24 protein-coding genes and 1 tRNA gene are annotated in these 24,361 nt (G+C 44.1%); 19 read left to right on the top strand and 6 right to left on the bottom strand.

All coding sequences use genetic code 11. The features are described from left to right. The first annotated feature begins 22 nt into the window (after nucleotides 1-22). Complete coding sequence (gene folE2, locus ICN33_RS02435; protein ID WP_216194227.1) at nucleotides 23-850, top strand: GTP cyclohydrolase FolE2; 828 nt, start codon at nucleotides 23-25, stop codon at nucleotides 848-850. 26 nt (nucleotides 851-876) lie between these two features. Here the strand turns inward: folE2 and tsaD are convergent, their stop codons facing one another. Next, nucleotides 877-1,950, bottom strand: a complete 1,074-nt coding sequence (tsaD, locus tag ICN33_RS02430) for a tRNA (adenosine(37)-N6)-threonylcarbamoyltransferase complex transferase subunit TsaD (RefSeq protein ID WP_216194225.1) — start codon at nucleotides 1,948-1,950, stop codon at nucleotides 877-879. Nucleotides 1,951-2,027: 77 nt separating this feature from the next. On the opposite strand from tsaD, the gene rpsU reads away from it, so the two are divergent. The 5 genes from rpsU to ICN33_RS02405 all read left to right on the top strand — a co-directional run bounded on the left by rpsU (nucleotide 2,028) and on the right by ICN33_RS02405 (nucleotide 7,691). Next, nucleotides 2,028-2,240 carry a 30S ribosomal protein S21 gene (rpsU, locus tag ICN33_RS02425; RefSeq protein ID WP_011903537.1) on the top strand — a complete coding sequence of 71 codons (213 nt, stop codon included), beginning with the start codon at nucleotides 2,028-2,030 and terminating at the stop codon, nucleotides 2,238-2,240. A gap of 132 nt (nucleotides 2,241-2,372) precedes the next feature. Next, complete coding sequence (locus tag ICN33_RS02420) at nucleotides 2,373-2,819, top strand: GatB/YqeY domain-containing protein (RefSeq protein WP_216194222.1); 447 nt, start codon at nucleotides 2,373-2,375, stop codon at nucleotides 2,817-2,819. Between the two features lie 49 nt (nucleotides 2,820-2,868). Next, complete coding sequence (gene dnaG, locus ICN33_RS02415) at nucleotides 2,869-4,827, top strand: DNA primase (RefSeq protein WP_216194220.1); 1,959 nt, start codon at nucleotides 2,869-2,871, stop codon at nucleotides 4,825-4,827. A 233-nt stretch (nucleotides 4,828-5,060) separates the two neighbouring features. After that, nucleotides 5,061-7,601, top strand: a complete 2,541-nt coding sequence (gene rpoD, locus ICN33_RS02410) for an RNA polymerase sigma factor RpoD (RefSeq protein ID WP_216194218.1) — start codon at nucleotides 5,061-5,063, stop codon at nucleotides 7,599-7,601. Nucleotides 7,602-7,614: 13 nt separating this feature from the next. Continuing rightward, nucleotides 7,615-7,691 (top strand) — tRNA-Ile (locus tag ICN33_RS02405). A 196-nt stretch (nucleotides 7,692-7,887) separates the two neighbouring features. Here ICN33_RS02405 and ICN33_RS02400 read toward each other — a convergent pair. Further along, nucleotides 7,888-8,190, bottom strand: coding sequence for a hypothetical protein (locus ICN33_RS02400; RefSeq protein WP_216194216.1), 303 nt, complete (start codon nucleotides 8,188-8,190; stop codon nucleotides 7,888-7,890). Beyond that, nucleotides 8,191-8,859, bottom strand: a complete 669-nt coding sequence (locus ICN33_RS02395) for a Spy/CpxP family protein refolding chaperone (RefSeq protein WP_215318736.1) — start codon at nucleotides 8,857-8,859, stop codon at nucleotides 8,191-8,193. It lies immediately after the preceding gene. A gap of 147 nt (nucleotides 8,860-9,006) precedes the next feature. Between ICN33_RS02395 and ICN33_RS02390 the strand changes: the two genes are divergently transcribed. The 5 genes from ICN33_RS02390 (at nucleotide 9,007) to ICN33_RS02370 (ending at nucleotide 11,924) form a co-directional block, all read left to right on the top strand. Then, nucleotides 9,007-9,447, top strand: a complete 441-nt coding sequence (locus tag ICN33_RS02390) for a DUF3106 domain-containing protein (protein WP_216194214.1) — start codon at nucleotides 9,007-9,009, stop codon at nucleotides 9,445-9,447. 8 nt (nucleotides 9,448-9,455) lie between these two features. Next, nucleotides 9,456-10,028 carry an RNA polymerase sigma factor gene (locus ICN33_RS02385; protein WP_216194211.1) on the top strand — a complete coding sequence of 191 codons (573 nt, stop codon included), beginning with the start codon at nucleotides 9,456-9,458 and terminating at the stop codon, nucleotides 10,026-10,028. Next, complete coding sequence (locus ICN33_RS02380; RefSeq protein WP_215318731.1) at nucleotides 10,015-10,320, top strand: hypothetical protein; 306 nt, start codon at nucleotides 10,015-10,017, stop codon at nucleotides 10,318-10,320. The genes ICN33_RS02385 and ICN33_RS02380 overlap by 14 nt, the downstream gene beginning before the upstream one ends. A 68-nt stretch (nucleotides 10,321-10,388) precedes the next feature. After that, nucleotides 10,389-10,892 carry a hypothetical protein gene (locus tag ICN33_RS02375; RefSeq protein ID WP_216194209.1) on the top strand — a complete coding sequence of 168 codons (504 nt, stop codon included), beginning with the start codon at nucleotides 10,389-10,391 and terminating at the stop codon, nucleotides 10,890-10,892. Between the two features lie 216 nt (nucleotides 10,893-11,108). Next, entirely contained in the window at nucleotides 11,109-11,924 is an 816-nt protein-coding gene (locus ICN33_RS02370) for a serine hydrolase (protein WP_216194207.1), read from the top strand. A 370-nt stretch (nucleotides 11,925-12,294) separates the two neighbouring features. On the opposite strand, the gene ICN33_RS02365 is transcribed toward ICN33_RS02370, so the two are convergent. Continuing rightward, entirely contained in the window at nucleotides 12,295-13,473 is a 1,179-nt protein-coding gene (locus ICN33_RS02365; RefSeq protein WP_216194205.1) for an integrase core domain-containing protein, read from the bottom strand. A 403-nt stretch (nucleotides 13,474-13,876) separates the two neighbouring features. Between ICN33_RS02365 and ICN33_RS02360 the strand changes: the two genes are divergently transcribed. Together ICN33_RS02360 and ICN33_RS02355 are read left to right on the top strand one after the other, a co-directional pair. Further along, entirely contained in the window at nucleotides 13,877-15,565 is a 1,689-nt protein-coding gene (locus ICN33_RS02360; protein ID WP_216194203.1) for an amidohydrolase, read from the top strand. 123 nt (nucleotides 15,566-15,688) lie between these two features. Continuing rightward, the gene (locus ICN33_RS02355; protein ID WP_216194201.1) at nucleotides 15,689-16,474 is read left to right on the top strand and encodes a DUF4239 domain-containing protein; all 786 of its coding nucleotides are present in this window, start codon (nucleotides 15,689-15,691) and stop codon (nucleotides 16,472-16,474) included. Between the two features lie 37 nt (nucleotides 16,475-16,511). Here ICN33_RS02355 and ICN33_RS02350 read toward each other — a convergent pair whose 3' ends face one another. Further along, complete coding sequence (locus ICN33_RS02350; RefSeq protein WP_216194199.1) at nucleotides 16,512-17,672, bottom strand: DUF3095 family protein; 1,161 nt, start codon at nucleotides 17,670-17,672, stop codon at nucleotides 16,512-16,514. Nucleotides 17,673-17,827: 155 nt separating this feature from the next. On the opposite strand from ICN33_RS02350, the gene ICN33_RS02345 reads away from it, so the two are divergent. Further along, nucleotides 17,828-19,102: a Glu/Leu/Phe/Val dehydrogenase gene (locus ICN33_RS02345; protein WP_216194198.1), complete on the top strand. Its 1,275-nt coding sequence runs from the start codon at nucleotides 17,828-17,830 to the stop codon at nucleotides 19,100-19,102. 55 nt (nucleotides 19,103-19,157) lie between these two features. Continuing rightward, a complete protein-coding gene (locus ICN33_RS02340; RefSeq protein ID WP_216194196.1) occupies nucleotides 19,158-19,664 on the top strand; it encodes an HPP family protein in 507 nt (168 codons plus the stop codon). A gap of 36 nt (nucleotides 19,665-19,700) precedes the next feature. Here the strand turns inward: ICN33_RS02340 and ICN33_RS02335 are convergent, their stop codons facing one another. Continuing rightward, entirely contained in the window at nucleotides 19,701-20,168 is a 468-nt protein-coding gene (locus ICN33_RS02335) for a DUF1348 family protein (protein WP_370623213.1), read from the bottom strand. A gap of 483 nt (nucleotides 20,169-20,651) precedes the next feature. Here ICN33_RS02335 and ICN33_RS02330 point away from each other — a divergent pair, with 483 nt between their 5' ends. Genes ICN33_RS02330 through cynS form a run of 4 tightly spaced genes read left to right on the top strand, consistent with a single transcriptional unit; the run spans nucleotide 20,652 to nucleotide 24,228 of the window. After that, nucleotides 20,652-22,025 carry a CmpA/NrtA family ABC transporter substrate-binding protein gene (locus ICN33_RS02330; RefSeq protein WP_216194192.1) on the top strand — a complete coding sequence of 458 codons (1,374 nt, stop codon included), beginning with the start codon at nucleotides 20,652-20,654 and terminating at the stop codon, nucleotides 22,023-22,025. A 15-nt stretch (nucleotides 22,026-22,040) separates the two neighbouring features. Next, entirely contained in the window at nucleotides 22,041-22,901 is an 861-nt protein-coding gene (gene ntrB, locus ICN33_RS02325) for a nitrate ABC transporter permease (protein ID WP_216194191.1), read from the top strand. Beyond that, on the top strand, nucleotides 22,891-23,757 hold the full coding sequence (locus ICN33_RS02320) for an ABC transporter ATP-binding protein (RefSeq protein WP_216194189.1): 867 nt from the start codon (nucleotides 22,891-22,893) through the stop codon (nucleotides 23,755-23,757). Before ntrB ends, ICN33_RS02320 begins: the two co-directional genes overlap by 11 nt. Before the next feature lie 27 nt (nucleotides 23,758-23,784). Then, nucleotides 23,785-24,228: a cyanase gene (cynS, locus tag ICN33_RS02315; protein ID WP_216194187.1), complete on the top strand. Its 444-nt coding sequence runs from the start codon at nucleotides 23,785-23,787 to the stop codon at nucleotides 24,226-24,228. Nucleotides 24,229-24,361 lie beyond the last annotated feature (133 nt).

Genomic DNA, 24,361 nt, shown 5'->3' with positions numbered 1-24,361 from the left:
AGTTTTGCCTGAAAATAGAGCTATGAATGACATGAACCCCGCTTTTTTAAAGCCAAGCGCAATGCCTGATGTGCAATCAACTCGGGATGAGCGCGCTTTGCCAATTGAGCAGGTAGGTATCCGTGGCGTACGTCATCCACTCACTATTCGTAGCAAAACGGGTAATTTTCCTTCGGTAGGGCTATTCGAGATGGATGTCGCTTTGCCTGCGCATGTGAAGGGCACTCATATGTCGCGCTTCATGGCTTTGCTACAAAAACAAGATATTGCTGTCGATAGCACTTCAGTAGTGGCAATGGTGCGCGAGATGTTGCCATTGCTTGATGCCAAAGAAGGACATGTGCAATTTACTTATACGCACTTTGTTAAAAAAGCGGCCCCAGTGTCTGGCGTTGAAAGCTTAATGGATTACGAAGTGACTTGGATGGCTACTGCCAAACAAAATGCCAATGGCGGTACGGAGATTGAATTGGGTTTGCGTGCACAAGTTCCAGTCATGAGCTTGTGCCCTTGCTCAAAAGAGATTTCTGATTTTGGTGCGCACAATCAGCGCTCACATGTGACTATGTCAGTGGTGCTGGATGCTGAAACTAAAATGACGGTGGAGGATTTGGTATCAGCTGCAGAGAGTGAAGCATCCAGTGAGTTATGGGGCTTACTAAAGCGTCCTGATGAAAAATGGGTGACTGAGCATTCTTATAGCAACCCCAAATTTGTAGAAGACTTGGTTCGTGATGTGGCCGGTAATCTCAAGGCAGATCAGCGCATTCACTCTTTTGTGGTTGAAGCTGAGAACTTTGAGTCCATCCATAACCACAGTGCATTCGCCCGAATCAGCCACCAGAAATAAGCACCAACAAATAAGTCACAATAAATCTATTTCAGATTATTACTTTGCAAATCCCAACGGGGTTTGATATCAAAGGCTCCAGAAGTTGTGGAGCCATTATTTTTTTCAATCAAGCGTAGTGCACCAGCAAAAGCAATCATCACTCCGTTATCAGTACAGAGTTCAAGTGGTGGGTAATGTACTTCAAAGTTATTGCGCTTAGCTTTGTCATTGAGTGCGGTACGAAGTTGTAAGTTAGCGCCAACACCACCTGCAAGCACCAAATGCTTGCAACCAGTTTGTTTGAGTGCTTTCTCTGATTTACTTATCAACACCGCAACGATCGAGTCGACAAAGCTTCTAGCAAGATCCGCATGAAATTGCGCAATCGCATTTGCATCATCAATCTTTTTCTCGGCAAATTTTTTGGTTTGATTCAGAACGGCAGTTTTTAGTCCGGAGAAAGAAAAATCTAAATCACCAGAATGCAGCATTGGTTTTGGTAAATCAAAAATGCCTGGACGACCTTGCTCCGCCAATTTTGAGATTGCCGCTCCACCTGGGTAGTCCAGGCCAAGTAATTTGGCTGTTTTATCAAAAGCCTCTCCCGCTGCGTCATCCAAAGTTTCGCCCAGCAGTTCGTATTGACCAATTCCAGAGACTTTCATGAGCTGGGTGTGACCACCAGACACCAAAAGGGCAATAAATGGAAATTGGGGGGCTGTTTGTCCCAAAAGCGGGGAAAGTAGGTGTCCTTCGAGGTGGTGTACCCCAATAGAGGGTAAATCAAGGCCTTGGGCTAGGGATTTGGCAAACGCGCTTCCTACTAGCAGGGCACCAGCCAGTCCAGGGCCTTGAGTGAATGCCACGGCATCAATATCGGTTAATTGGAGGCCAGACTGGGCTAAAGATTGGTCTAAAAGGGGTAAAACACGGCGAATATGGTCTCGGGAGGCTAATTCGGGGACAACACCCCCATAGTCCCGGTGCATGGCGATCTGGGAGTGCAGACCTTGCCCCAGTATGCCCTGGCAGGCCGGTTTGCCCTCTTCCCAAGGAATGGTGTTGTATAAAGCCACCCCGGTCTCGTCACAAGAAGTTTCTATTCCTAAAACAATCATTTTTTCGTTTGGTCGTGCTAGAATCGCAATTCAGTTAATTTTTCGATATCTATCGAGCATATACGAGTTAAATAAGTATGACTACAGTCCGCCTCCGCGAAAACGAACCATTTGAAGTGGCATTGCGCCGTTTCAAGCGCACCATTGAAAAAAATGGCCTTTTGACAGACTTGCGTGCACGCGAGTTTTACGAGAAGCCAACGGCTGAGCGTAAGCGTAAGAAGGCCGCAGCTGCTAAGCGCCATTACAAGCGTATTCGCAGCCAAATGTTGCCTAAGAAGCTTTACTAATAGAATTTAAAAGCTCTCTTCACCGAGAAGCTTTGAAACCCGCTGACGGTGAAACGCAGCGGGTTTTTGCTTTTTAATCGCTATTGTTAAATAAACGTTCAACGTTCTGTATTCAATACTAGGAATAAAGCCATGAGTCTAAAAGATCAAATTACCGAAGATATGAAAAACGCCATGCGCGCAAAAGAAGTTGAGCGCCTAGGAGCAATCCGTCTTTTGTTGGCAGCAATTAAGCAGCGTGAAGTAGATGAGCGCATTGTGATTGATGATGCTGGTGTGGTTGCTACTGTTGAAAAAATGATGAAGCAGCGTAAAGATTCGATCTCCCAGTTTGAAAAAGCAGGGCGCGATGATTTGGTAGCAATTGAAGCTGCCGAGATGGCGATACTACAAACTTACTTGCCTGCGCAGTTATCTGATGCTGAAGTCGAAGCTGCAGTGGCCGCTGCAGTTGCTACTACTGGTGCTGTAGGCCCACAAGATATGGGTAAAGTCATTGGCGTACTGAAAGCTCAATTGGCTGGCAAAGCAGATATGGGTAAAGTTTCTGGCTTAGTAAAAGCCGCGCTAGCGAAGTAAGTAATGAAAGCGGCTCCCCAAGAAAGAAAAATTCTTTCATACTAGCCACATGGCACTCATCCCACAATCCTTCATTGCCGATCTTTTAAATCGGGTTGATATCGTTGATGTGGTTGGGCAACACGTTAAGTTAAAAAAAGCGGGCGCAAACTTTCAAGGTTTGTGTCCCTTCCATTCAGAAAAATCCCCCTCTTTTTCAGTATCCCCAACTAAACAGTTCTATCACTGCTTTGGTTGTGGTGCTCATGGCTCTGCCATTAGTTTCTTAATGGAATACTCTGGTCTTGGTTATGTTGATGCTATTGAAGATTTAGCGCGTTCTGCAGGTTTAGATGTACCTCGTGAAGAGCGTACTGCGAATGATGTAGCAAGACAGCAGCAAGCAATGGCGTTGAGTGAGGTGATGAGTTCGGCTGCAGATTGGTATCGCCAGCAACTCAAAGGCAACACAAGGGCTGTTGAGTATTTGAAGGGTCGTGGACTTACTGGTGAGATTGCTAAGCGCTATGCCCTTGGTTATGCACCCGATGGCTGGCAGGGCTTAGAAGCGGTATTTGGCACCTACTCCAATGATGAGGTGGCTAAAACTTTATTAGAGGGTGGCTTACTTATTCAGAGTGAGCAATCTGAAGGCGGTCAGCCCGTGAAGCGTTATGACCGTTTTCGTGATCGCATTATGTTCCCCATTCGCAATCCCAAGGGTCAAACGATTGGCTTTGGTGGGCGCATTCTCGATCAGGGCGAACCAAAATACTTGAATTCTCCAGAAACGCCACTCTTCTCCAAGGGCAACACGCTCTATGGATTATTTGAAGCAAGACAAGCGATTCGCGCACAAGAATATGTCTTGGTGTGCGAAGGTTATATGGATGTCGTTGCCTTAGCGCAATTAGGATTTCCGAATGCAGTTGCAACCTTAGGTACAGCTTGCACCGCAAACCATGTGCGTATGTTGCTACGCCAAACCGATAAAGTGGTGTTCTCATTTGATGGTGATTCCGCCGGTCAACGTGCGGCGCAACGTGCGCTTGAAGCTTGCTTACCATTAATGTCAGACGATAAAGAAATTCGTTTCCTATTTTTGCCGACTGAGCATGATCCCGATAGTTATGTGCGCACCTATGGCGCTCCTGCTTTTGAGAAGGTCATCAAAGAAGCAATGTCTATCTCCAGTTTTTTCTTTAAAGTGGTTAGCGAAGGTCATGAGCAAACCACCCCTGAAGGTAGAGCTCATACCCATCATGCGGCTAAGCCACTCCTACTATCGATGCCCCCGATTGCACTGCGCACACAAATCTTGCGCGAGTTAGCGATTCGCACGAATACGACTCCAGCAGAACTCGAAGCATTTTGTGGTTTAACGGTAGCGCCTGCGCGTCAAACAACTTATCAGCCAGTGCAAGCGCGGACCCAAAGTGGGCAAGGTAATCAAGTTAATCAAAATAATTTCTCGAGCAATAGGCAGGGTGCCCCTTGGCAAGCATCTAAGGGATCCGCAAAGCGGGTTGCCACTCAAAATATTGAACCTCCTAAAGCGCCAACGGATTTGGCTGAACAAATGCTGCGCGTCATCATTCAGTTTCCGCACCTAGGAAAAGCCTTGGATGCGAATAAGCGCACACTCGCATTAAAGGCGGCCGAACAAAGATCTGCAAAAGCCCATGCTTTAATGAGCGATCTTTTGGCGCAGTGTGATTTAGTTGAATTTATTCCAGGTGAAGGGGGTAAACCAGCGATTGCAGGTGCTGGAGCATTTGCGATGTTCCAAGATCAACTCTCCCGTAGTGAGTTAGCTCCCTTGTACGAGGTCCTGAGAAATCGCGTAATGGGCTCTGATTTGGAGCTGGAAGGTGCGGCTGCTGATCTTGAGGGGGCATTCAAGAAGCTAGAGTTACTCCACTTGAAGCAAGAAATGACCGAAATTACCCAAAAGATCGCTGGAAGCACTGCCACCGAGCAGGATCGAGCTCGATATCGTGAATTGGGCGAAAAGCTGAAATTCTCTTAAGAATTTCTGTAAATACACCTAGAAATTCACTGAAATTACCCCATATCTTTAGGTAATACGGGGTCAAAAAAGTCGCAATCGACTATAATCCTCTGTTCCCAAGAAAAAACCGATTTAATTCAGCCACTTGCGCTTTATTTTGAAGAAATTTGGGGTAAGTGAGTAAGTGCGTAACGCGGGGCTGTGTTTCTTCAGTCGATATCAATAACAGTAATGTGAGTAAGTGCTAATAAATGCCGAATACCAAGACCAAAAAACCAGCTCCAAAAGCGAAAGCTCCAGCTAAACCAGTCAAAGCCGCTGCAAAACCAGCGACTAAAGCAAAAACTCCGGCAAAGCCAGTAAAGGCTGCAGCTAAACCAGTTTCCAAAGCAAAGGCACCTGCCAAACCAGCCCCTAAAGCGAAGTCTCCAGTGAAGGCTGTTGCAAAACCAGCACCTAAGGCGCCAGCTAAAGCACCAGCAAAACCAATCGCTAAAGCGAAGGCCCCAGCAAAACCAGTGAAGGCTGCTGCAAAACCAGCACCTAAGGCACCAGCTAAAGCACCAGCAAAACCAACAAAAGCTGTTGCAAAGCCAGCTGCAAAAGTACCAGCGAAGCCAGTTGCTAAGGCTCCTGCAAAAGCAGAAGTCAAAGTTGAGCCAGTAAAAAAAGGTAAAGCAGCACCTGCACCTAAGGCTGAGCTAGCTAAAGAAACAAAAGAAACCAAAGACAAAAAAGCCAAGGTTGCTGAACTTGAGGAGCCAGCGGCTGAGGATGAGAAGAAGCGCGGCCGCAAAGCTAAGGCTGATGCTCCTGCAGAAAATGCAGAACCAGTTTTAACTGACCGTCAAAAAGCCCGTGAGCGTAAGGCCAAAGAGAAGGCGCTTTTAAAAGAATTTGCAGCACAGCAGTTGGGCACAGAAGAGCAACAAGAATTACGCCGTGCTCGCTTGAAGACTCTGATCAAGATGGGTATGTCCAAAGGTTACTTAACCCATGGCGAGATGAATGACGTAATGTCCGATGAGTTATCTGATGCAGATGCATTGGAGACTTTGATCAGCTTGCTCAACGATATCGGTATTACTGTTTACGAACAGGCTCCTGATGCTGAAACCCTAATCCTGTCTGACAACACAGAAGCTGCAGCTTCCGAAGAAGAGGCTGAAGAAAAGGCTGAGGCAGCCCTCTCCACAGTGGACTCAGAGTTTGGTCGCACAACCGATCCAGTACGTATGTACATGCGTGAGATGGGTACGGTTGATTTGTTGACTCGCGAAGGCGAGATTGTTATTGCGAAGAAGATTGAAGCTGGCCTCAAAGATATGGTCATGGCTTTGGCTGCTTGCCCTGTAACGATTGCCGAGATTCTGAACAACGTTGACAAGATTGCTAGTGGCGAGATGGAGATCGACCAGTTTGTTGATGGCTTGGTTGATCCCAACGCAGAAGATATTAAGCTTGGACCTGAAGAGCCAGAAATTGATCCGGATGCCGAAGAAGGCGAAGAAGATGGTGGCGAAGACGAAGGCGGCGGCGGTGGCGGCGGTGCTGCTACAGCTAATGCCAAACAGTTAGAAGAGTTAAAGCAGATTTCTTTGGAGAAATTTGCGATTGTTCGTGCACAAGCTGACAAGATGCGTCGTGCCTTCGATAAAGATGGTTATAACTGCCCTGCATATCTGAAAGCACAAGAAGCGATTCGTGCTGAGTTACTGGGTTTCCGTTTAACTGCGAAGAGTGTTGAGAAGTTATGCGATACGATGCGCTCACAAGTGGACCAAGTTTGGAAGCTCGAACGTGGCATCGTTAGCCTATTGGTAGACAAAGTCGGCGTTAATCGTAGTGAAGTATTAAAAGACTTCCCTAAGATGTCTATGAATTTGACTTGGACTGAAAAGTTGCTCAAAGAGAACAAGCCATATAGCGCACTCTTGCAGCGTAATGTTCCAGCAATTCAAGAACTACAACAGAAGTTGATCGATATTCAAAAGAATGTTGTTATTCCACTTCCAGAATTAAAAGAAGTAAACAAGCAAATGATCGCTGGTGAGAAGCGTGCCCGCGAAGCTAAACGTGAGATGACAGTAGCCAACTTACGTTTGGTTATTTCGATTGCTAAAAAATACACCAACCGTGGTTTGCAGTTCTTGGATTTGATTCAAGAAGGCAACATCGGCTTGATGAAGGCGGTAGATAAGTTTGAATACCGTCGCGGCTATAAGTTCTCTACCTATGCAACATGGTGGATTCGTCAGGCGATCACTCGTTCGATTGCTGACCAGGCACGTACTATCCGTATCCCAGTTCATATGATTGAGACGATCAATAAGATGAACCGTATCAGCCGTCAGATTTTGCAAGAAACTGGTCATGAGCCAGATGCTGCAACTTTAGCGCTGAAGATGGAGATTCCTGAAGATAAGATTCGTAAGATCATGAAGATTGCTAAAGAGCCAATCTCTATGGAGACACCAATTGGTGACGATGAGGATTCTCATTTGGGTGACTTCATTGAAGACGGCAATACATTAGCTCCAGCTGAAGCAGCATTACACGACTCTATGCGCGACGTAGTAAAGGATGTTCTTGATTCATTAACTCCACGTGAAGCAAAAGTATTGCGTATGCGTTTCGGTGTTGAGATGAGTACTGATCACACTCTCGAAGAAGTTGGTAAGCAGTTTGACGTTACCCGTGAGCGTATCCGTCAGATTGAAGCTAAGGCTCTTCGTAAGATGCGTCACCCAAGCCGCAGCGACAAACTCAAGACCTTCCTCGAGGAAGACTGATCCAAAGACTAACGGGCCCATAGCTCAGTTGGTTAGAGCAGAGGACTCATAATCCTTTGGTCCCAGGTTCAAGTCCTGGTGGGCCCACCAATGAAATCAACGACTTAGGGAGAAATTCCTAAGTCGTTTTTCTTTCTGTGCAACAAAGTGTGTAAGCAATCCTCACACATCTTCCATGGCAACCCCAATAAACATATAGGTCTGCCGTTGAAACAATGAACTACTTGTAGATTGTTGTGTCTAATATTTAAGGCCTGCTTACTGCCAGACGCAGCCATCGCACTGACTACACAATTTCGTATGTCAGGAGTAAGACTGCAGCACCCATGCAGAGCAATGCGAGCATAAAGAACTTATCCGCAATATCTTCAAAATAAACCTTTTTTGAATTGCTTCGAATGGATAGGTATGAAAAGATAGAGCTTGCTAGAAAGATGAGGGTATCTAGGGCTAGGAGGTCATCTACCCAATAGCCAATACCTCGGTTTGTTTGGGTTAGCTTCACAATGCTGATAACGGTCATGCATACCCCAAGCATTGCGCCTGAAGTCGGCAGAATATGACCACTTAGATTGTTGGGGTTACGCATTTACTGGCGAATGTAGCCTGGCAAGGTACCTGACCCAGGGTTTTGGTTGGGCGATGGTGATCCACCGAGTTCTGGCAAGTTGTAGTTTGGTTGGCTTGGCGCCAGCCTTTTTGGGCTTGCATTAATAAAAGTAGGTACTTTGCTATCAAAAGATGCCTTTTGCTCAGCACTCAATAGTTTGTAAAGCGGTTTGGCAGTCTCATCTACCTCTTTTAAGCTGGTATATCGATTTTTTGCATCTTCGGTAGATTGGTTTAGAAATTTCAGGCCATCAATAGTGGCGGAACTATCGTTATTCAATTTAGCCCTTTCTTTGGCAACATCACTTGCATAGAGTCTTACTTTTATTGCGAAATTGTTCCAAGCCTTGCTTTGTTCGGGTGTTAGCTTAAGACTTTCCTCAAGGCGAGACAATCCAATTTCGATTTGCTCATAAGTCAGCAGATGTGAGCCTGGAGTAGGCATTGAGATATGGGTATTTGCCGATGTGCTGGAAGAGTCGGGATTAGAGGCATTGCGCCCGGCACCCCTTCGCATTCCAGGCATTCCTGGGATTCCAGAGCCTTGGGATCCGCCCCATTGAGCAAAAGACTCTTTAATGGGCAAAATTGCTACTAAAACTAGAAAACTCAAGATAATTGAGCGCAATGGCATGATGGCTCGATTCATTTTTCTCTCAACTGGATATCCTTAACCCTTGTTAGACAGTAATTTTGGAAAATACTTACTCTAAAAAGAAAATAATTATTTTGTCTTGGTCGTAAGTTTTCTATAGGCGCCCGCGTCTAAGTAGTAACAACAAGCAAGGAGATGTAAATGAAAAGAACGATGCAAGGTCTAATTATGGCTAGTGTGTTGATGGTGAGTACCATTAGCATTGCCAGCGCCGCCTTACCAGAGCCGCAAGATCCCCAGGTAGTTGCTAATATGAGCTTTGAGCAACGCCTGCAAATGTCCAAGGATTTGCGAGAGCAATTTAAACAAGCCACACCAGAAGAGCGCCGTGAGTATCGCCAAAAACTGCATGCAAAATTCAAAGCCTTAAGTCCTGAAGAGCGTAAAGCACTTCGCGAGAAGATGCATGCCCAATGGAAGGCGTTAACTCCAGAACAAAAGAAAGAGCTACGCGAGAACCGCAAAGCTATGATTGCCGCAATGACGCCAGAAGAGCGCCTTGAAATGAAAAAAGAGCGTGAAGAGTGGATGAAGACGCACCCTCACGAAAAAGAACATTGGAATAAGCCAATGAGCAATTAAGGATCAGTTTGACTTTATTTCCTAGTAAGCAAAACCGCATCGAGCAGGCTTTATTAAAAGGAGCTGTAGCGGGGGATTCCAAGGCGTCAAAAGAAGTCATTCACCTACTGAGTTCCCCCGCATATTCCTTGGCCTGGAAGATGCTTGGCAACAAAGAAGACGCAGAAGATGTCGTACAAGAGGCCTTTATCCGCTTGTGGAAAAGTGCCGATTCGTTTGCGGGAAAGTCGGGACTTTTTACGTACTTTTACGCAATCGTGAGCAATCTTTGTTTGGATCGGATCAAAAGTATTAATAAGGGATTCTTCGAGGAGTTTGATGAGATTGAGCATCAACCCATAAAAGAGATTGAGTGGAGTATCGCAGAGGGCGTCAGCCCAGAAAGCATTAAAAAGGCAATGGATGTTTTAAGTAGCAAACAAAGAATGGCGATGTTGATGTGGGCCTATCAAGATATGACGGCAGAAGAAGTTGGTCTGGCAATGGGTATGAATAAGAATAGCGTCGATCAATTGTTATATAGGGCTAAGTTGAAACTCAAGATGGAATTAGAAAAAGGTGAATCTCATGCGAGCGAATGATAAAAAACATTTAAAGAAAGTGTTAGATCAAATCGAAGTGCAAGAGTCATCTACCCATTTTGAACAACACATTTATCAAGATTGGCAACGAGCTGTCTCTAAGGGAGATCAACCAACGGATCGAATCTCTGAGGTTTTGGTTCTTGCTAGATTGCATCCTAGGCTTGTCGCATTGATTGCGATAGTAATCATCACTGCTTCCGTGTTATTGGGTCAGCATCTGCTGACATCTCCGGAAGAAGAGTTGCATCGAATTGACGCCTTATCTGAATTAAGCCTCTCCACTATTTAATCTACAGTGTTCTCCCTTGCCCCTGAACTCAAAGGAGTTTTTGGGGCTTTTTTAACAAAAGGATCATCATGGAAAATATCTATCGCGGTATTGCATTGCTTGCAATTTTGCTATCAGGATGCGCCACAAATGAAGCGCCGACTAACAAGCCTGGTAATAACGTCTCGATTGCTAAAGTTAATGAAGTACAGAAAAAGATCGCCTCATGTATTGCTGAGGTAAATCTGTCAGAGGATGCGAAGTATGTTGATGAACATATTTTGGTGCTAACGGAGAAGAGTCCAAACGCAAAAGAGTTATTTAATTCAAGCGACAAGATTGCCTTCGATCAAGCAGCTGTATTGATAAGATTTAAAGAGTCCACCTTGAAATGTCGAGATATTACAAATGAACTACCTTCCCCAGCCTTGTTAGCTGTGTATACCAATTTCTACACAAATATTGATGCTATATACAAAGACTTGATTGATAAGCGAATTACTATAGGAGTTGCTAATCAAGAAAGGCAAATGCGTATTCAATATGCAAAAAGTCGCTTTTCTCAGATTCTAAAATCTGAGACGGGAGGATGATGCAATGATGACAGCTGCATATTGATTCCATTGCCGATCCTGTAGTTATAGTTGATCAATCGTCGGGCACTGCAGTTGGCAAAACATGCGGTTCTAATGCTCATCTCACTTTATGGGATGGGCTGACATGCCCACACTGCAAGCGGAAGATAAAGACGATTGGAACAAATACTAAAACCGAGCGCCCATTTAAGTATTGGTGAAATAAGCAAACATATGTATAAGTTATTGATAGCCTGCGCACTAGCGCTAACATTTACTGATGCCCCTGTATTTGCAAAGGGTCGCCAGGCAGAGGATTTCCATTCCAATATTGCCTATGTCGTTGATGTTGATAGCGGGGAGGTGTTGGTTGATAGAAATTCTTTAGCCATCTCACCAATTGCCTCAATATCTAAGTTAATGGCCTCCATAGTTGTTTTGGAGTCCGGTCAAGGTCTAGCTGAGCCACTCAGGATTGAGCGTGAAGATATTGCCCGGCAATCAAGCGCAAAATGGAAACTCAAGGTGGGGACGGAAATAAGTCGAATGAGGGTCTTGAGAGTTGGTCTAATGTCATCAGAAAATAGAGCGATCAATGCTCTGGCAAGATCATATGTAGGGGGAACGGGGGCTTTTGTTGCTGCCATGAACCTAAAGGCAAAAGAGCTTGGAATGGCGCATACCCACTTCATTGAGCCTACTGGACTCTCCCCACAGAATGTTTCTACAGCGCAGGATTTAGTTCTCCTATTGCAGGAGTCTATGCTCTACCCCTTGATTCAAGAATTCTCAACAACAGAAAAATTCAATGTTGTTGATGGCATCCATGCACCGCAGCCATTTGTAAACACCAACCCGATTGTCCGCAATGAAATCATGGATGTCTTGGTGCAAAAGACGGGTTATATTGCAGCAGCTGGAAGATGCTTGGTTATGGAGGCAAAAATTAAGGGCAGAAATATCGCTATGGTATTTCTTCAGTCAAATGGTAAAAATACCCGATTTAAAGACGCTCTTTTTGCAAAGGCTGCACTGGAAAAAATTCAATAGCTTGAATGTCTCCTATGGGTCGTTAGCTGCCCATCGCTTTACAAGTGTTACTTAAAGTAACACTTAATTTCTTAAAGAGGTCTTTGGAGCAACGAAGTGTTAGATAGTTGCTCCAAAATTCCTTTGGTTTCGAAAACCAAAGACCGAGAGGCTACCTCCTTTAAATCGATGAATTTACTTACACATTTTCTTACACACCGACACTGACCACCCGCAGACCCCCTTTTTATAAGGGTCTACCTTGGGTGTCTGCTCTCATAATCCTTTGGTCCCAGGTTCAAGTCCTGGTGGGCCCACCAATGAAATCAAGGTCCGTACCGGACACATGCTTTACGTCCGGTACCGACCACATGGTTTACACATTTACCAATCACACCCCCAATACTTTGGGACCAAATGGATTCTCTAGGGCACTAACCTTGTGAGACTCCATATCAAAGTAAGCCATATCGTAATCCATAAAGCTCACTAACCACACATCGTCTTCGACTTGGCGCAGGCCCACGTCATGACCAGCGAACACGGTACTAAAGTGGATCTTTTGATTGCCCAGACAGATCCTGCCGCATTTAGTCACAGTGACTGTTTTATCGTGGAAGGGGTAACTGACATCTGGCAATCCTTCATATTTTCGACTTGATGGGGTATAGAGCTGCGCAGGTTTTTTCATCTCCAAGGCTTGATGGGGTCGCTCATAGTTGTACTCATAGATAAAGTCTTCGAACTTATCTTGTTGTTGCAACAGTGTTTTGGCGGGTGGTTTAGTCGTCGCTTGCTTGAGCGTTAAATGCATGCGCTCATGCCGGCCATTTTGCTGAGGATTACCCGGCTTAATGCGCTCAATGCCAATCCCTAAGCGGAGCCACCAAACTGACAAACTGCTCAGACCATAAATGGCATTGGGGCTAGCAAAGGGCACCCCATTGTCCGAGCGGATAGAGCCTGGCAGGCCATACTCCTTAAAGAGTTGCTCAAAGACGGTAAAGGCTTGCGCCTCACGGGTGCTCTCTAAACCTTCACAGCAAATCAAAAAGCGAGAGGCATAGTCCGTCACCGTTAAGGGATAACAATATTGCTTGTTACCCAACATAAATTCGCCTTTGTAATCTACGCACCATAGGGCATTAGGGGATTGAGTATTGCTTAATGCGGTACCTTCAAGCTTGCCATACCGGCGCCGTTTCTTTTTGACTAGGCCATGGCGATCCAGTACAGCGTGTACGGTGCTCTTAGCTGGCAAAACTAGCTGCGGATAGTGGGTGTGGATGCGGTCTCGCAGTTTAGGAGCGCCCCAGGTGGGGAACTCTTTTTTCAGATTCACGATCAATTGCTCGACCTGGAAGGGCAGCCGGTTGGCTTGCCGAAAGGGTCGTCTACTGCGATCCGTAAAGGCTTCTAGGCCACTGTCTTTATAGCGATCAATGATCTTATGGCCAGTCACTCTGGAGATTCCAAACTCCTGACACAGGGTAGCAATCTTCTCGCCATCGAGGTAACGAGACACAAACTTCAGCTTTTCATCCATCTTCGTACTTTCATTCCACGGCATAGAGTGGTCCCTCCTATGCCAAAAACTGTAAAGTATGTGTCCGGTATAAAACGTAAACTATGTCTCGGGTAGGACACAACGACTTAGGGAGGAATTCCTAAGTCGTTTTTCTTTCTGTGCTACTGAGTCTGTAATCAATCTCTATGCATCTTCTATTGCAACCCCAATAAACATATAGGCCCGCCATTTGAGCAATGAACTACTTTTGAATTGTGGTGCGTAGGTGATGAAGAGTTGCTTACGGTCAATAAAAGACCTTTGTTATCAAAGTCATATTATGGGATGACTTTTCTATCTAGGGTGGGAGAAGATTTGAAAGTGTAAAGCCTTATTCTTTGATAGCTCGATTCTTCTATAATCTATATAAAGTTTTTCCCTCTCCTGTGTTGCAAATAAGCCAATAATGAAAAATTTCAAAAACTATTTCACGGCCTTTCTCCTTTTAACTTCAGTTCAGGTATTTGCCGAAAATGCAACGGTATATTTCAATGGCGATATCCTCACCATGGAAGGTGATAAACCACAGTATGTTGAGGCGGTCGTTGTTAAAGATAAGAAGATAGTCTTTACCGGCAATTTGCGAGATGCCTTAAGCAAGGCCGATGCCAATCCAACTATGCTAGATTTAAAAGGTCAAACCTTAATTCCAGGATTTATTGATGCGTGGGGCCACTTTACATTGATTGCTCAGAATACCCTGGGCGTCAATCTTGGATATTTTTCAGCAAAGCCTCCTCACACAACTCAAGAATTAATCGGCCGCTTGAAAGCCGAGGCCAAGCCATTTAATGGCTGGATTATTAGTACTGAGTATGCGGACGCCTTTCTGACTGATGGTCCTTTGACGATTGCTCAGTTAGACGATGCGTTTCCGAATCAGCCGGTATTTGTTAATAACATTTCTACTTTGGCTGGCATCGTTAACTCAGCAGGCTTAAAGAAACTAGGCATTACCAAAGCCACTAAAGTTGCGCAAGGAATGATTCCTGTCGATCCAAAAACTGGAAAACTAACCGGTGAATTAATTGGTGATCCTAATTTTTATGCGACAGCAAAGGTGTTTGGTAAATATTCTCGTGACTTAACTATGGAAACTTTTCGTAAGGCTGAAAAGATTTATGCATCCAATGGATTTACTACGGCACAAAGCTATGAAGTGACACTGGATGATATGCGTAATATGCGTCAGGCAGTCGATCGCAATGTGATCAGCTTGGACTTGATTGCCTTGCCAACCTATCAAGTGGTTGATCAATTATTGGCAACTAATAAAAATTATCCATTTGGGGTCTATACCAAGGGCGATGGGGGTTTTAAGGTAGCCGGAATTTTGATTTCAACGGATGGCGCACCGCAATTGCGTTTTGCATATTTCTCCAAGCCTTATACCGATACCACTGGTTTCCCAAAGGATTGGCGCGGCATGGCTGTTGCATCTCAGCAATTGGTTGATCATTATGCAAAGTTAGCCTACGAGAAAAATATTCAGTACTACGGCTACTCCAATGGCGATGCTGGTATTGACATGGCTCTTGCTGGTATTGCTAAAGCCATTCAGGAAACGGGAGTTACTGAGGACCGTAGAACATTGATTGCGCATTCATTTTTTGTTCGTGATGATCAATTAGACCAATACAAGACCAATAAAATCCTGCCCCAATATATGCCTAATCACATTTGGATGTATGGTGATGTGTATAAAAAAATTCTTGGTGAGGAGAGGGCTAGCAATATGGTCCCGCTCAATTTGACCCATTCAAAAGGTCTCCAGTTTGGACTTCATAATGACACTCCATCTTCTGGACCAAGTGCATTATTCACGATTTGGACTGCAGTCAACCGTCAGATTTATGATGGCCAAACCTTAGGTGCTGATCAACGAATCGATCCATACCTAGCTCTGCGTGGCTTTACTTCTGTGCCTGCATATCAGTACAAAGAAGAGGCATCAAAGGGTTCTATTACGGCTGGAAAGCTCGCAGATATGGTGGTGCTAGATCGCAATCCATTGAAAGTGGATCCAATGGAAATTAAGGATATTCAAATCGTGAAGACGATTAAGAATGGTAAAGATTTGTATGTTCGACCTTAGTTAGTCCATTCATTTCTTGTAGTAGTTAAACCACCTGCGGGTGGTTTTTCTATTAGAGCCAATCTACTATCTAGTTGATATGTACCTGTGTTAGGATTTTCCTACTTGAGGGGAATTTATTTCATGTTGCAGATCATTCAAAATTCATCGGCTTCTACATTATTGATATTGGTTCTACTAACTTTTGTTGCCCTTGGTTTAGGCACCTTTTTTATTGCTAAAAAGTTATTTTCTTCACTGACATTTGTTGATCACACTGAATTTGGTGAAATTTTTTCCGATGCTTTAGGAATCCTTTTCGGGCTTATTCTTGCGTTTGTAACCATTGGGACTTGGCAAAACTACAACAGCGTCAGTCAAACTGTCGGTCAAGAAGGGGGAGCTGTGTATGGAATTTACACTTCTTTAGATGGATATCCGCCCGAAATTAGGCAGCAAGGTAGAAAGCTATTAAGACAATACATGGAAGAGGTCATTACTCAAGAATGGCCTAAGATGGTCAAAAATCAAAATGACCTCCCAGCTTTAAATACCTTAAATGAGTTCAGTAGGTTGATACATCAATTTAAACCTAGTAATTTTGGTGAGTTAGCGATTCAACAAGAAATGTTGAGACTCATGGGAAATTACCGGACATTGCGCAACAGTCGTGTCTTGAGTGCAAAATCTTTTATTGATCCGCCAATGTTCCTATCATTAGGGCTAGGCGCTTTCTGTTTTCTGTTTTATCAATGCTTATATTCTATGAAAAGTAATCGATTGCATATGTTTATGATTTCGTTGCTTTCCATATCATTGGGGCTCATCTTCTTTTTGATTTTAATTTATAACAATCCATTCATGGGCCCCAGTCAAATTGATCCCGAAGATATCAAGCTGATTCTAAATTACGCCAGGCTCAATCCTTAAATCAAAAATTGTCTAAGGTTTTAGTTGTTCCAAATGTTTATTTGATGCCTTTTAAGCTCGAAGCTGCATGGGCATATCCACCATCTGCGCCATCAATTAAATGAATATGTTTTTCAAGTGAGCTAACAAAGCATGTCATTAAGGCGCGGTTACTATAGTGAATGCCATAATTTAACTTTCCCTCAGCTTGAAGCTGAACCAGTAGTGCCTCTAATTCTTTGGAATTTTCCTCACTGAGATCGAGTACTGTACGTAAATAATCATCAACCTTAAAGTGGTCCGTATTCACACCGACCTCTTGAAAATATTTGCCAGCGGGCGACTTGGCATCGTTCACCGTTCTCGCCATGATTTTGCTGAGCAACCATGTCCAGCATAGTAGATATTTTTTGGTCCACCAGCAGCGCCAGGTATTCCCTATTTTTATAGCTAGTTCAGCACCCAAATGTTGCGGCGGCCAATTGATTGGAAGATTATCAGTACGCACGGGATTGGCCAAAGGCATGAATCGATTGAGTAAATCTAAAAGTGGTTTTAGTTCATTCAGATCGGACTGTTTGGGCTGAACAATGAGTGTCATGACTTGCCCATTGACAGACGGGACATCATTCCAGCGACACTCTAAGCCTGCTACATCAACCTTTTGACTACTCTCTTGAGCTGGTATGCCATACGTGTCAATTTGCTCTTTGACTAATTGATCAGCAAGCGCCACACCACCACCAGTGAAATGCGCTAATTTAAAGCCTGCTGGTAAACATTGTTTGGCTACCTTGATATCTGCACCTTTTTCTCGAAGAGTCGAAATCGGCACAAATCCAATGCGGAGTTTTAGACCCATGTGTAAAAGGGCGTGATTACGTAAGGTGGCTAATATAGCCCCTACGTGCTGAACGTGGCTGTTAGGGATGAGGCAAGTAGCGCCATCTCCGCCAAATACAAATGGAAATGAAGCGCCATTACATGCATTACTTACTGTGACAATGGTTGAGGCGCCTAAGACATTAACTTCTTTATACAAGCCCTTTTCAATGGCTTGAGTTGAGTTTTCGACATCTGCTATGAGAACCGACCAGTCATTTGGTGCCAAATGGAAGGAGGTGGGATCCAGCAGACTAAGAAAATGGGGTAGCTCTGGTAATTCAGAGTAGAAATTAAAGTCAGATTCTGAGCGCACGAATTTAACAATACTACACATGGGACGGTTTCAATATTACTCCGGCATAGAGCTCATGTATTGCCATTTATTACCCCTACTACAACGCGTGTTTAGTTTATATATTTATCCGTGGGGGTAGTAGGCGTAACATAGGATAAATAAATTCAGTGACACAATCATGCTAGGAACGGTAAATGAATCATTCAGTAGCCTCTTATCTTCAGACGGATAATCTAGGTGCCTGGGGCACCTACCTAGAGCAGGTGGATCGCGTTACCCCTTATCTTGGACATCTATCGCGTTGGGTCGAAACCCTCAAAAGACCAAAGCGAACATTAATTGTTGATGTGCCGATTGAATTAGATAATGGCACGATTTCCCACTATGAGGGGTACCGAGTTCACCATAATCTTTCTCGTGGACCAGGTAAGGGGGGAATTCGTTACCACCCCGATGTGACTCTTTCTGAAGTGATGGCGCTCTCAGCTTGGATGTCCATAAAAACAGCCGTAGTCAATGTTCCCTTTGGAGGCGCCAAGGGCGGAATTCGAGTGAATCCTAAGTCACTATCTCTTGGCGAGTTGGAGAGAATGACTCGTCGATTCACCAGTGAGATCAATATGATGATTGGCCCACAAAAAGATATTCCTGCGCCAGATGTCAACACTAATGAGCAGATCATGGCGTGGATGATGGATACCTACTCTGTCAATCAGGGGCACACTTCAACCGGAGTGGTTACAGGAAAACCTATTGCCTTAGGCGGTAGTTTGGGTAGAAGAGATGCAACCGGAAGGGGTGTATTTGTAGTCGCTAAAGAAGCTTATGAGGATATGGGGTGTGATGTTACTCAAGCCAGAATTGCTATTCAAGGATTAGGTAATGTGGGTGGAGAGGCAGCACGCTTATTTGCTAAATCAGGGGCAAAAATAGTAGCAATTCAGGATCACTCGGCCACTCTTTACAATCCCAATGGCTTTAATATGCCTGACTTGCTGAAGCATGTTTCTATTGCGCATGAAATTAAAGGCTTTGAAGGTGAATCCATTGCAGTCGATAGCTTTTGGTCAGCGCCTTGCGACATTTTGATTCCTGCCGCACTGGAATCTCAAATTACGAAATTAAATGCCCAGTCCATTCAAGCTAAATTAATTGTGGAGGGCGCTAATGGACCAACTACACCAGAGGCAGATGATATTTTGCAAGAGAAAGGTGTTGTTGTTGTGCCTGATGTCATTGCCAATGCAGGTGGTGTAACGGTGAGCTACTTCGAGTGGGTGCAAGACTTTTCAAGCTTTTTCTGGACTGAAGAAGAAATCAATCAGCGACTAGACAAAATTATGACTGATGCCTTTAGGGGAATTAGTTATGTTGCCAAAACTAACAATGTATCTTTACGCACCGCCACCTTTATAGTGGGCTGCGAGCGCATTCTAAAGGCTAGGGAGATGAGGGGTCTTTATCCTTAGTAGCCATTAAACGCTTGGTGACGTTACCTCGATATTTTATGGCTATCATCGAGCTATGAAAACTTTAATGTTGCGTTTAGCTTGGGTATTGTTTGGGTCATCGATAGCGATTACTTTGGCCTTATGGGTTACAAAAGCCAATTCCCCACTTCTATTGGCCTCCTTAGGTGGAACCACACTCTTTTTATTTGCACTGACTACTGCTCCTGCTGCGCAACCAAGAGCAGTATTTGGGGCGCATCTTATTAGTAGTTTGGTGGGAATATTGGCTTATCAGTTATTCGGTGATGCCTTTTGGGTCTACGTCATTGCTTTGGTTGTAACGATAGGAATCCTATTGATGCTTCGGTGTGTACACCCTCCTGCTGGTGCTAACCCACTAATCATGATCCAAGCACATGCAAGTTTCATTCATCTCGGCATAACTGTAATGGTGGGTGTCACCATTATTTTTATAGTTGCTTTCATATGGAGTCGACTTGGTGTTGGAGTCAGAAAATATCCAGTGTCTTGGACTCAAGCTTCGCCACCGACTCTCAACTGGAGTATTTGGGATATTTGACTACGTAGATGGATTGGCTATTTAAAGGGACATGCTTTAAAAGCCATAGTCGCTCAGAGCTGGATGATCATCCGGTCTTCTGCCGAGTGGCCAAAAGAATTTCCGCTCAGTTTCTTTAATTGGCAGGTCGTTAATGCTGGCAAAACGACGCATCATGAAGCCATTTTCGTTAAATTCCCAATTCTCATTTCCAAAGCTTCGCGTCCAGTTGCCGGAGTCATCACGGCATTCATAAGCAAATCTCACTGCAATTCGATTGTCAGTAAATGCCCAAAGTTCTTTTATTAATCGGTAATCCAATTCTTTGGCCCATTTGCGGCGAAGAAACTCTTTTACCTGCTCGCGCCCTTGTGGAAATTCTGCCCGATTTCTCCAAACAGTATCTTCGGTATAGACCAGAGATACTTTTTCAGGGTCACGGGTATTCCAGGCATCTTCGGCCATTCTGATTTTTTGAATAGCTGTCTCTTTTGTAAAAGGGGGTAGAGGTAGTTTTTGCTCCATTTGTATCTCCATGACGTTTGGCTTTTAAATATGAATGTATGACGTATCTTAAATTCATTTATCAGTAGATCCATTGTGCCTATTTATTCCCAACGTTGACTTTAGGTGTTTCTGTCGAAATGCTTGGCACTCTTTTGGGGCTTTATTTCTCGGGTTGCATTCATCTATCAGCATTCTTTTTGGCGACTGTAGTAAGGGCGGGGGTCGATAGTTTTAACTTCTCTTTTTATCCAGTTTTAGTCGACACCCTCTTGCTGGCATCGGTAAGCCATCTTTACCAGCTATTCCCAAAGCACTAGGTATGTACAAAAGGCAATATGAAACCTTGGTTCACATGCCTAGATTAGTGAAATACTATTTTGGTGCACAAGTCTCCTATCTGAAATTTATTGGTGCATATCGCTAGGGTTAACCCAGTACATCTTGTTAAAAATGAAACATCGATTTTTGCTGAATCAAAACAAAACCCCCTAGGAGATGTCAATGAATTCATATCGCCCGTTTGACCCTGATAGACCCCTATTTAGTAGTCGCTGTAGTTGTGGACGTCATGCATCTGATGCCGAGCATGCGCTTGACCTATCAGCAAAAATTGATGAAGAGAAAATGAGTTCCGACTTTGTCGAGGCGAGTCTTGTTAAAGCATTATTCCCCCAAGAAAGTCGACGTCGTGCTTTTCTAAAGGCGGTTGGTACTGGCGGTGCAATGAGTGCGCTATCCGGTTTTCTGCCCGTTGGTGCTTTGCAGGCAATGGCGCAAGAAAAGGCGCCCCTTGAAAAACCGGATTTAAAAATTGGTTTTATTGCCATTACCTGCGCAACGCCTCTCATCATGGCTGACCCATTGGGTTTTTATAAGAAGCAAGGCTTAAATGTCACATTGAATAAGACCGCTGGCTGGGCTTTAATTCGAGACAAGATGCTCAATAAGGAGCATGACGCATCCCATTTCTTGTCACCAATGCCAATTTCGATGTCCATGGGATTGGGATCGGATCCTTCTCAAATGCGCGTCGCAACAATCCAAAATGTGAACGGACAAGCGATCACATTAGCTAATAAGCATAAAGATAATCGTGACCCTAAAAAATGGAAGGGAATGAAATTCGCAGTTCCATTTGAATATTCCATGCATAACTTCTTGCTGCGTTATTACGTTGCTCAAGCAGGTTTGGATCCCGATAGAGATATTCAGATTCGTGTCACCCCACCGCCAGAAATGGTTGCTAATTTGCGCGCAGGAAATATTGATGGCTTCTTAGGGCCCGACCCTTTTAACCAACGTGCTGTTTATGATGAAGTTGGCTTTATTCATATTCTGACCAAAGATATTTGGGATGGGCATCCATGTTGTGCATTTGGAACTTCCGAAGAATTTATTAAGAAGAACCCCAATACTTTCGCCGCTCTATATCGTGCCGTACTCAATGCTTCAACTATGGCTCGCGATCCAAGTAACAGACCGCTGATTGCCAAGGTGATATCACCTGCAAACTATTTGAATCAACCAGAAACTGTTGTGATGCAAGTGTTAACAGGTAAATATGCAGATGGACTTGGCAATATTCAGAATGTTCCTGACCGAATAGATTTCAACCCAATTCCTTGGTATTCCATGGCTACTTGGATGCTGACTCAAATGCAGCGCTGGGGATATGTGAAGGGTGATGTGAATTACAAGGATATTTCCGAGAAAGTATTCTTGCTCACTGATGCCAAAAAGTATATGAATGAGACAGGAATTGTCATTCCGGAGCAGGCAAAGTCTGGATACAAGAAGGTGAAGATTATGGGCAAAGAGTTTGACCCAAGTCAGCCCGCTGCGTACCTAAAATCTTTTCCGTCCAATAAGGCGTAAGCAAGAAGAAAATTAATGAAAAAGTTATCTATTAGGGTTCGAGGGGCGATTCTGTCGGTTGCGATTTTGCTATTTGCCTTACTTATTTGGCATATTGCAACCACCCCCAAAGCTGTTGCTACTCCAGTAACCCCAGTGGGTTCAAGTGAGTATCAGGCGCTCATGGGGCAGGGGGGTGGAACTTCTGTAGAAAAATCAGGCTTTCCAACACTAACGCAGATGGGGGATACGTTTTATAAGCAACTTGCGCATCCCTTCTATGACAATGGACCAAACGATAAAGGAATTGGCATACAGTTAGCTTATTCTTTAGCTCGTGTGGGGCTTGGTTTTTTATTGGCAATGTTGGTCGCCATTCCTTTTGGATTTCTCATAGGGATGTCGCCTCTGGCATATGAAGCGTTTAATCCATTCATACAGATACTGAAGCCAATTTCGCCATTAGCATGGATGCCAATTGCGCTTTATACAATTAAAGACTCATCCATATCCGGAATCTTTGTCATCTTTATTTGCTCTGTATGGCCAATGCTACTCAATACCGCATTTGGTGTGGCTAATGTTCGAAAAGAATTGCTGAACGTTACCAAAACTCTGGAAGTTTCCCCATTACGCAAAGCATTTCTGGTAATTCTGCCAGCAGCTGCGCCAACTATTTTGACTGGTATGCGCATCTCAATGGGCATTGCTTGGCTCGTCATTGTGGCTGCGGAAATGCTCGTAGGTGGCACTGGCATTGGTTATTTCCTTTGGAATGAGTGGAACAACTTATCTTTATCGAGCGTTATTTTTGCAATCGTCATGATTGGTTTGGTTGGAATGATGCTTGATATTGCATTTGCAAAATTACAGAAAGCCGTTTCTTATGCAGACTGAAAATTCATTTTTGAAGGTTGAGAACCTCAGTAAGTCATATAAGGCTGATACCCCACCAGTATTTGAGGGTATCAATTTTGAAATTGAGCGCGGGGAGTTTGTTTGCATCATTGGCCACTCGGGATGCGGCAAGACAACGATTCTTAATGTACTTGCTGGCCTTGAGGAGGCTACTGGCGGTTACGCTTATATGCTTGATCGTGAGATTAAAGGCCCTAGCCTTGATCGTGGTGTTGTCTTCCAGGGTCATGCACTAATGCCTTGGATGAGCGTGTTGCAAAACGTTGCATTTGCTGTGAAGTCTAAGTACCCTGATTGGAGTAAGGCTCAAATTGCTGATCATTCCAAAAAGTATTTGGCCATGGTTGGCCTAGTAAATGCAGAGAATAAAAAACCCTCGGAATTATCTGGAGGAATGAAGCAACGGGTTGGGATTGCTAGAGCGTTTGCAATCGAGCCAAAAATGCTCCTACTAGACGAACCCTTTGGTGCTCTAGATGCATTAACGAGAGGAGTGATTCAGGATGAATTACTCAAGATCTGTAGTGAAACTCAGCAAACTGTATTCATGATTACGCATGATGTGGATGAAGCTATTTTACTATCAGACAAAATCATGTTGATGAGTAATGGGCCTAACGCGCGCATTGCAGAAATTGTTAACAATACTCTTCCCAAAGATCGCAAGCGGGCAAGCCTGCATCATGATCCAATGTATTACCCCATGAGAAACCATTTGGTCGATTTTTTAGTGAATCGCTCAAAAGATTTACAAGTCAAAGGCTCTGCTGGTGAATTAGATGGATACCAGCCGGTATTAGTTTGTCCTGGTTTGCATACCCCAATTACTCAATAAACTTAAATCAATATCAAGGAGAAAAAAATGGATCGTTCTGTAGTTACTCAAAAAATCATAGAAGCAAAAGTACGTAAGGGAATGAAGTGGAGTGATATTGCCAGCACTATTGGCGAATCAAAAGAGTGGGTTACTGCTGGTTGCTTGGGTCAAATGACTTTCAATAAAGCTCAGGCTGAAGCTGCAGGTAAATTATTTGACCTTACAGATGAAGAAATGGCTTGGTTACAAATTGTTCCGTACAAAGGCTCTTTACCAACTGCCGTTCCAACCGACCCGCTTATCTATCGTTGGTATGAGATTGTGAGTGTATATGGCACAACTATCAAAGAATTAATTCATGAGGAGTTTGGCGACGGCATTATGAGTGCAATCGATTTCTCGATGGATATCCAGCGCGAACCAGACCCAAAGGGTGATCGTGTGCAGGTAGTATTGTCAGGAAAGTATCTTTCTTACAAGACTTACTAAAAGTAGGGGCATCCCAGAAAGCCACCTTCGGGTGGTTTTTTTACGCCTCTATAACTAACGATTTCCTATAGGCTCTCAAATGAAATCAATGACTTAGGTATAAATTACCACGTCGTTTACCTATTTTTGCCGC

The organism is Polynucleobacter sp. UB-Tiil-W10 (assembly GCF_018881605.1).
GTDB lineage: Bacteria > Pseudomonadota > Gammaproteobacteria > Burkholderiales > Burkholderiaceae > Polynucleobacter.
This window is presented reverse-complemented; position numbering and strand designations above follow the sequence as displayed.

Coding starts and splice junctions, on each gene's coding strand:
- ICN33_RS02355 (WP_216194201.1), top strand. CDS start 15,689: ATGTTGCAGATCATTCAAAATTCATCGGCTTCTACATTATTGATATTG.
- ICN33_RS02390 (WP_216194214.1), top strand. CDS start 9,007: ATGAAAAGAACGATGCAAGGTCTAATTATGGCTAGTGTGTTGATGGTG.
- ICN33_RS02335 (WP_370623213.1), bottom strand. CDS start 20,168: ATGGAGCAAAAACTACCTCTACCCCCTTTTACAAAAGAGACAGCTATT.
- ntrB (WP_216194191.1), top strand. CDS start 22,041: ATGAAAAAGTTATCTATTAGGGTTCGAGGGGCGATTCTGTCGGTTGCG.
- ICN33_RS02420 (WP_216194222.1), top strand. CDS start 2,373: ATGAGTCTAAAAGATCAAATTACCGAAGATATGAAAAACGCCATGCGC.
- ICN33_RS02320 (WP_216194189.1), top strand. CDS start 22,891: ATGCAGACTGAAAATTCATTTTTGAAGGTTGAGAACCTCAGTAAGTCA.
- tsaD (WP_216194225.1), bottom strand. CDS start 1,950: ATGATTGTTTTAGGAATAGAAACTTCTTGTGACGAGACCGGGGTGGCT.
- ICN33_RS02360 (WP_216194203.1), top strand. CDS start 13,877: ATGAAAAATTTCAAAAACTATTTCACGGCCTTTCTCCTTTTAACTTCA.
- dnaG (WP_216194220.1), top strand. CDS start 2,869: ATGGCACTCATCCCACAATCCTTCATTGCCGATCTTTTAAATCGGGTT.
- ICN33_RS02380 (WP_215318731.1), top strand. CDS start 10,015: ATGCGAGCGAATGATAAAAAACATTTAAAGAAAGTGTTAGATCAAATC.
- ICN33_RS02345 (WP_216194198.1), top strand. CDS start 17,828: ATGAATCATTCAGTAGCCTCTTATCTTCAGACGGATAATCTAGGTGCC.
- ICN33_RS02370 (WP_216194207.1), top strand. CDS start 11,109: ATGTATAAGTTATTGATAGCCTGCGCACTAGCGCTAACATTTACTGAT.
- cynS (WP_216194187.1), top strand. CDS start 23,785: ATGGATCGTTCTGTAGTTACTCAAAAAATCATAGAAGCAAAAGTACGT.
- ICN33_RS02350 (WP_216194199.1), bottom strand. CDS start 17,672: ATGTGTAGTATTGTTAAATTCGTGCGCTCAGAATCTGACTTTAATTTC.
- ICN33_RS02375 (WP_216194209.1), top strand. CDS start 10,389: ATGGAAAATATCTATCGCGGTATTGCATTGCTTGCAATTTTGCTATCA.
- ICN33_RS02365 (WP_216194205.1), bottom strand. CDS start 13,473: ATGCCGTGGAATGAAAGTACGAAGATGGATGAAAAGCTGAAGTTTGTG.
- ICN33_RS02400 (WP_216194216.1), bottom strand. CDS start 8,190: ATGCGTAACCCCAACAATCTAAGTGGTCATATTCTGCCGACTTCAGGC.
- ICN33_RS02340 (WP_216194196.1), top strand. CDS start 19,158: ATGAAAACTTTAATGTTGCGTTTAGCTTGGGTATTGTTTGGGTCATCG.
- ICN33_RS02330 (WP_216194192.1), top strand. CDS start 20,652: ATGAATTCATATCGCCCGTTTGACCCTGATAGACCCCTATTTAGTAGT.
- folE2 (WP_216194227.1), top strand. CDS start 23: ATGAATGACATGAACCCCGCTTTTTTAAAGCCAAGCGCAATGCCTGAT.
- ICN33_RS02395 (WP_215318736.1), bottom strand. CDS start 8,859: ATGAATCGAGCCATCATGCCATTGCGCTCAATTATCTTGAGTTTTCTA.
- rpsU (WP_011903537.1), top strand. CDS start 2,028: ATGACTACAGTCCGCCTCCGCGAAAACGAACCATTTGAAGTGGCATTG.
- rpoD (WP_216194218.1), top strand. CDS start 5,061: ATGCCGAATACCAAGACCAAAAAACCAGCTCCAAAAGCGAAAGCTCCA.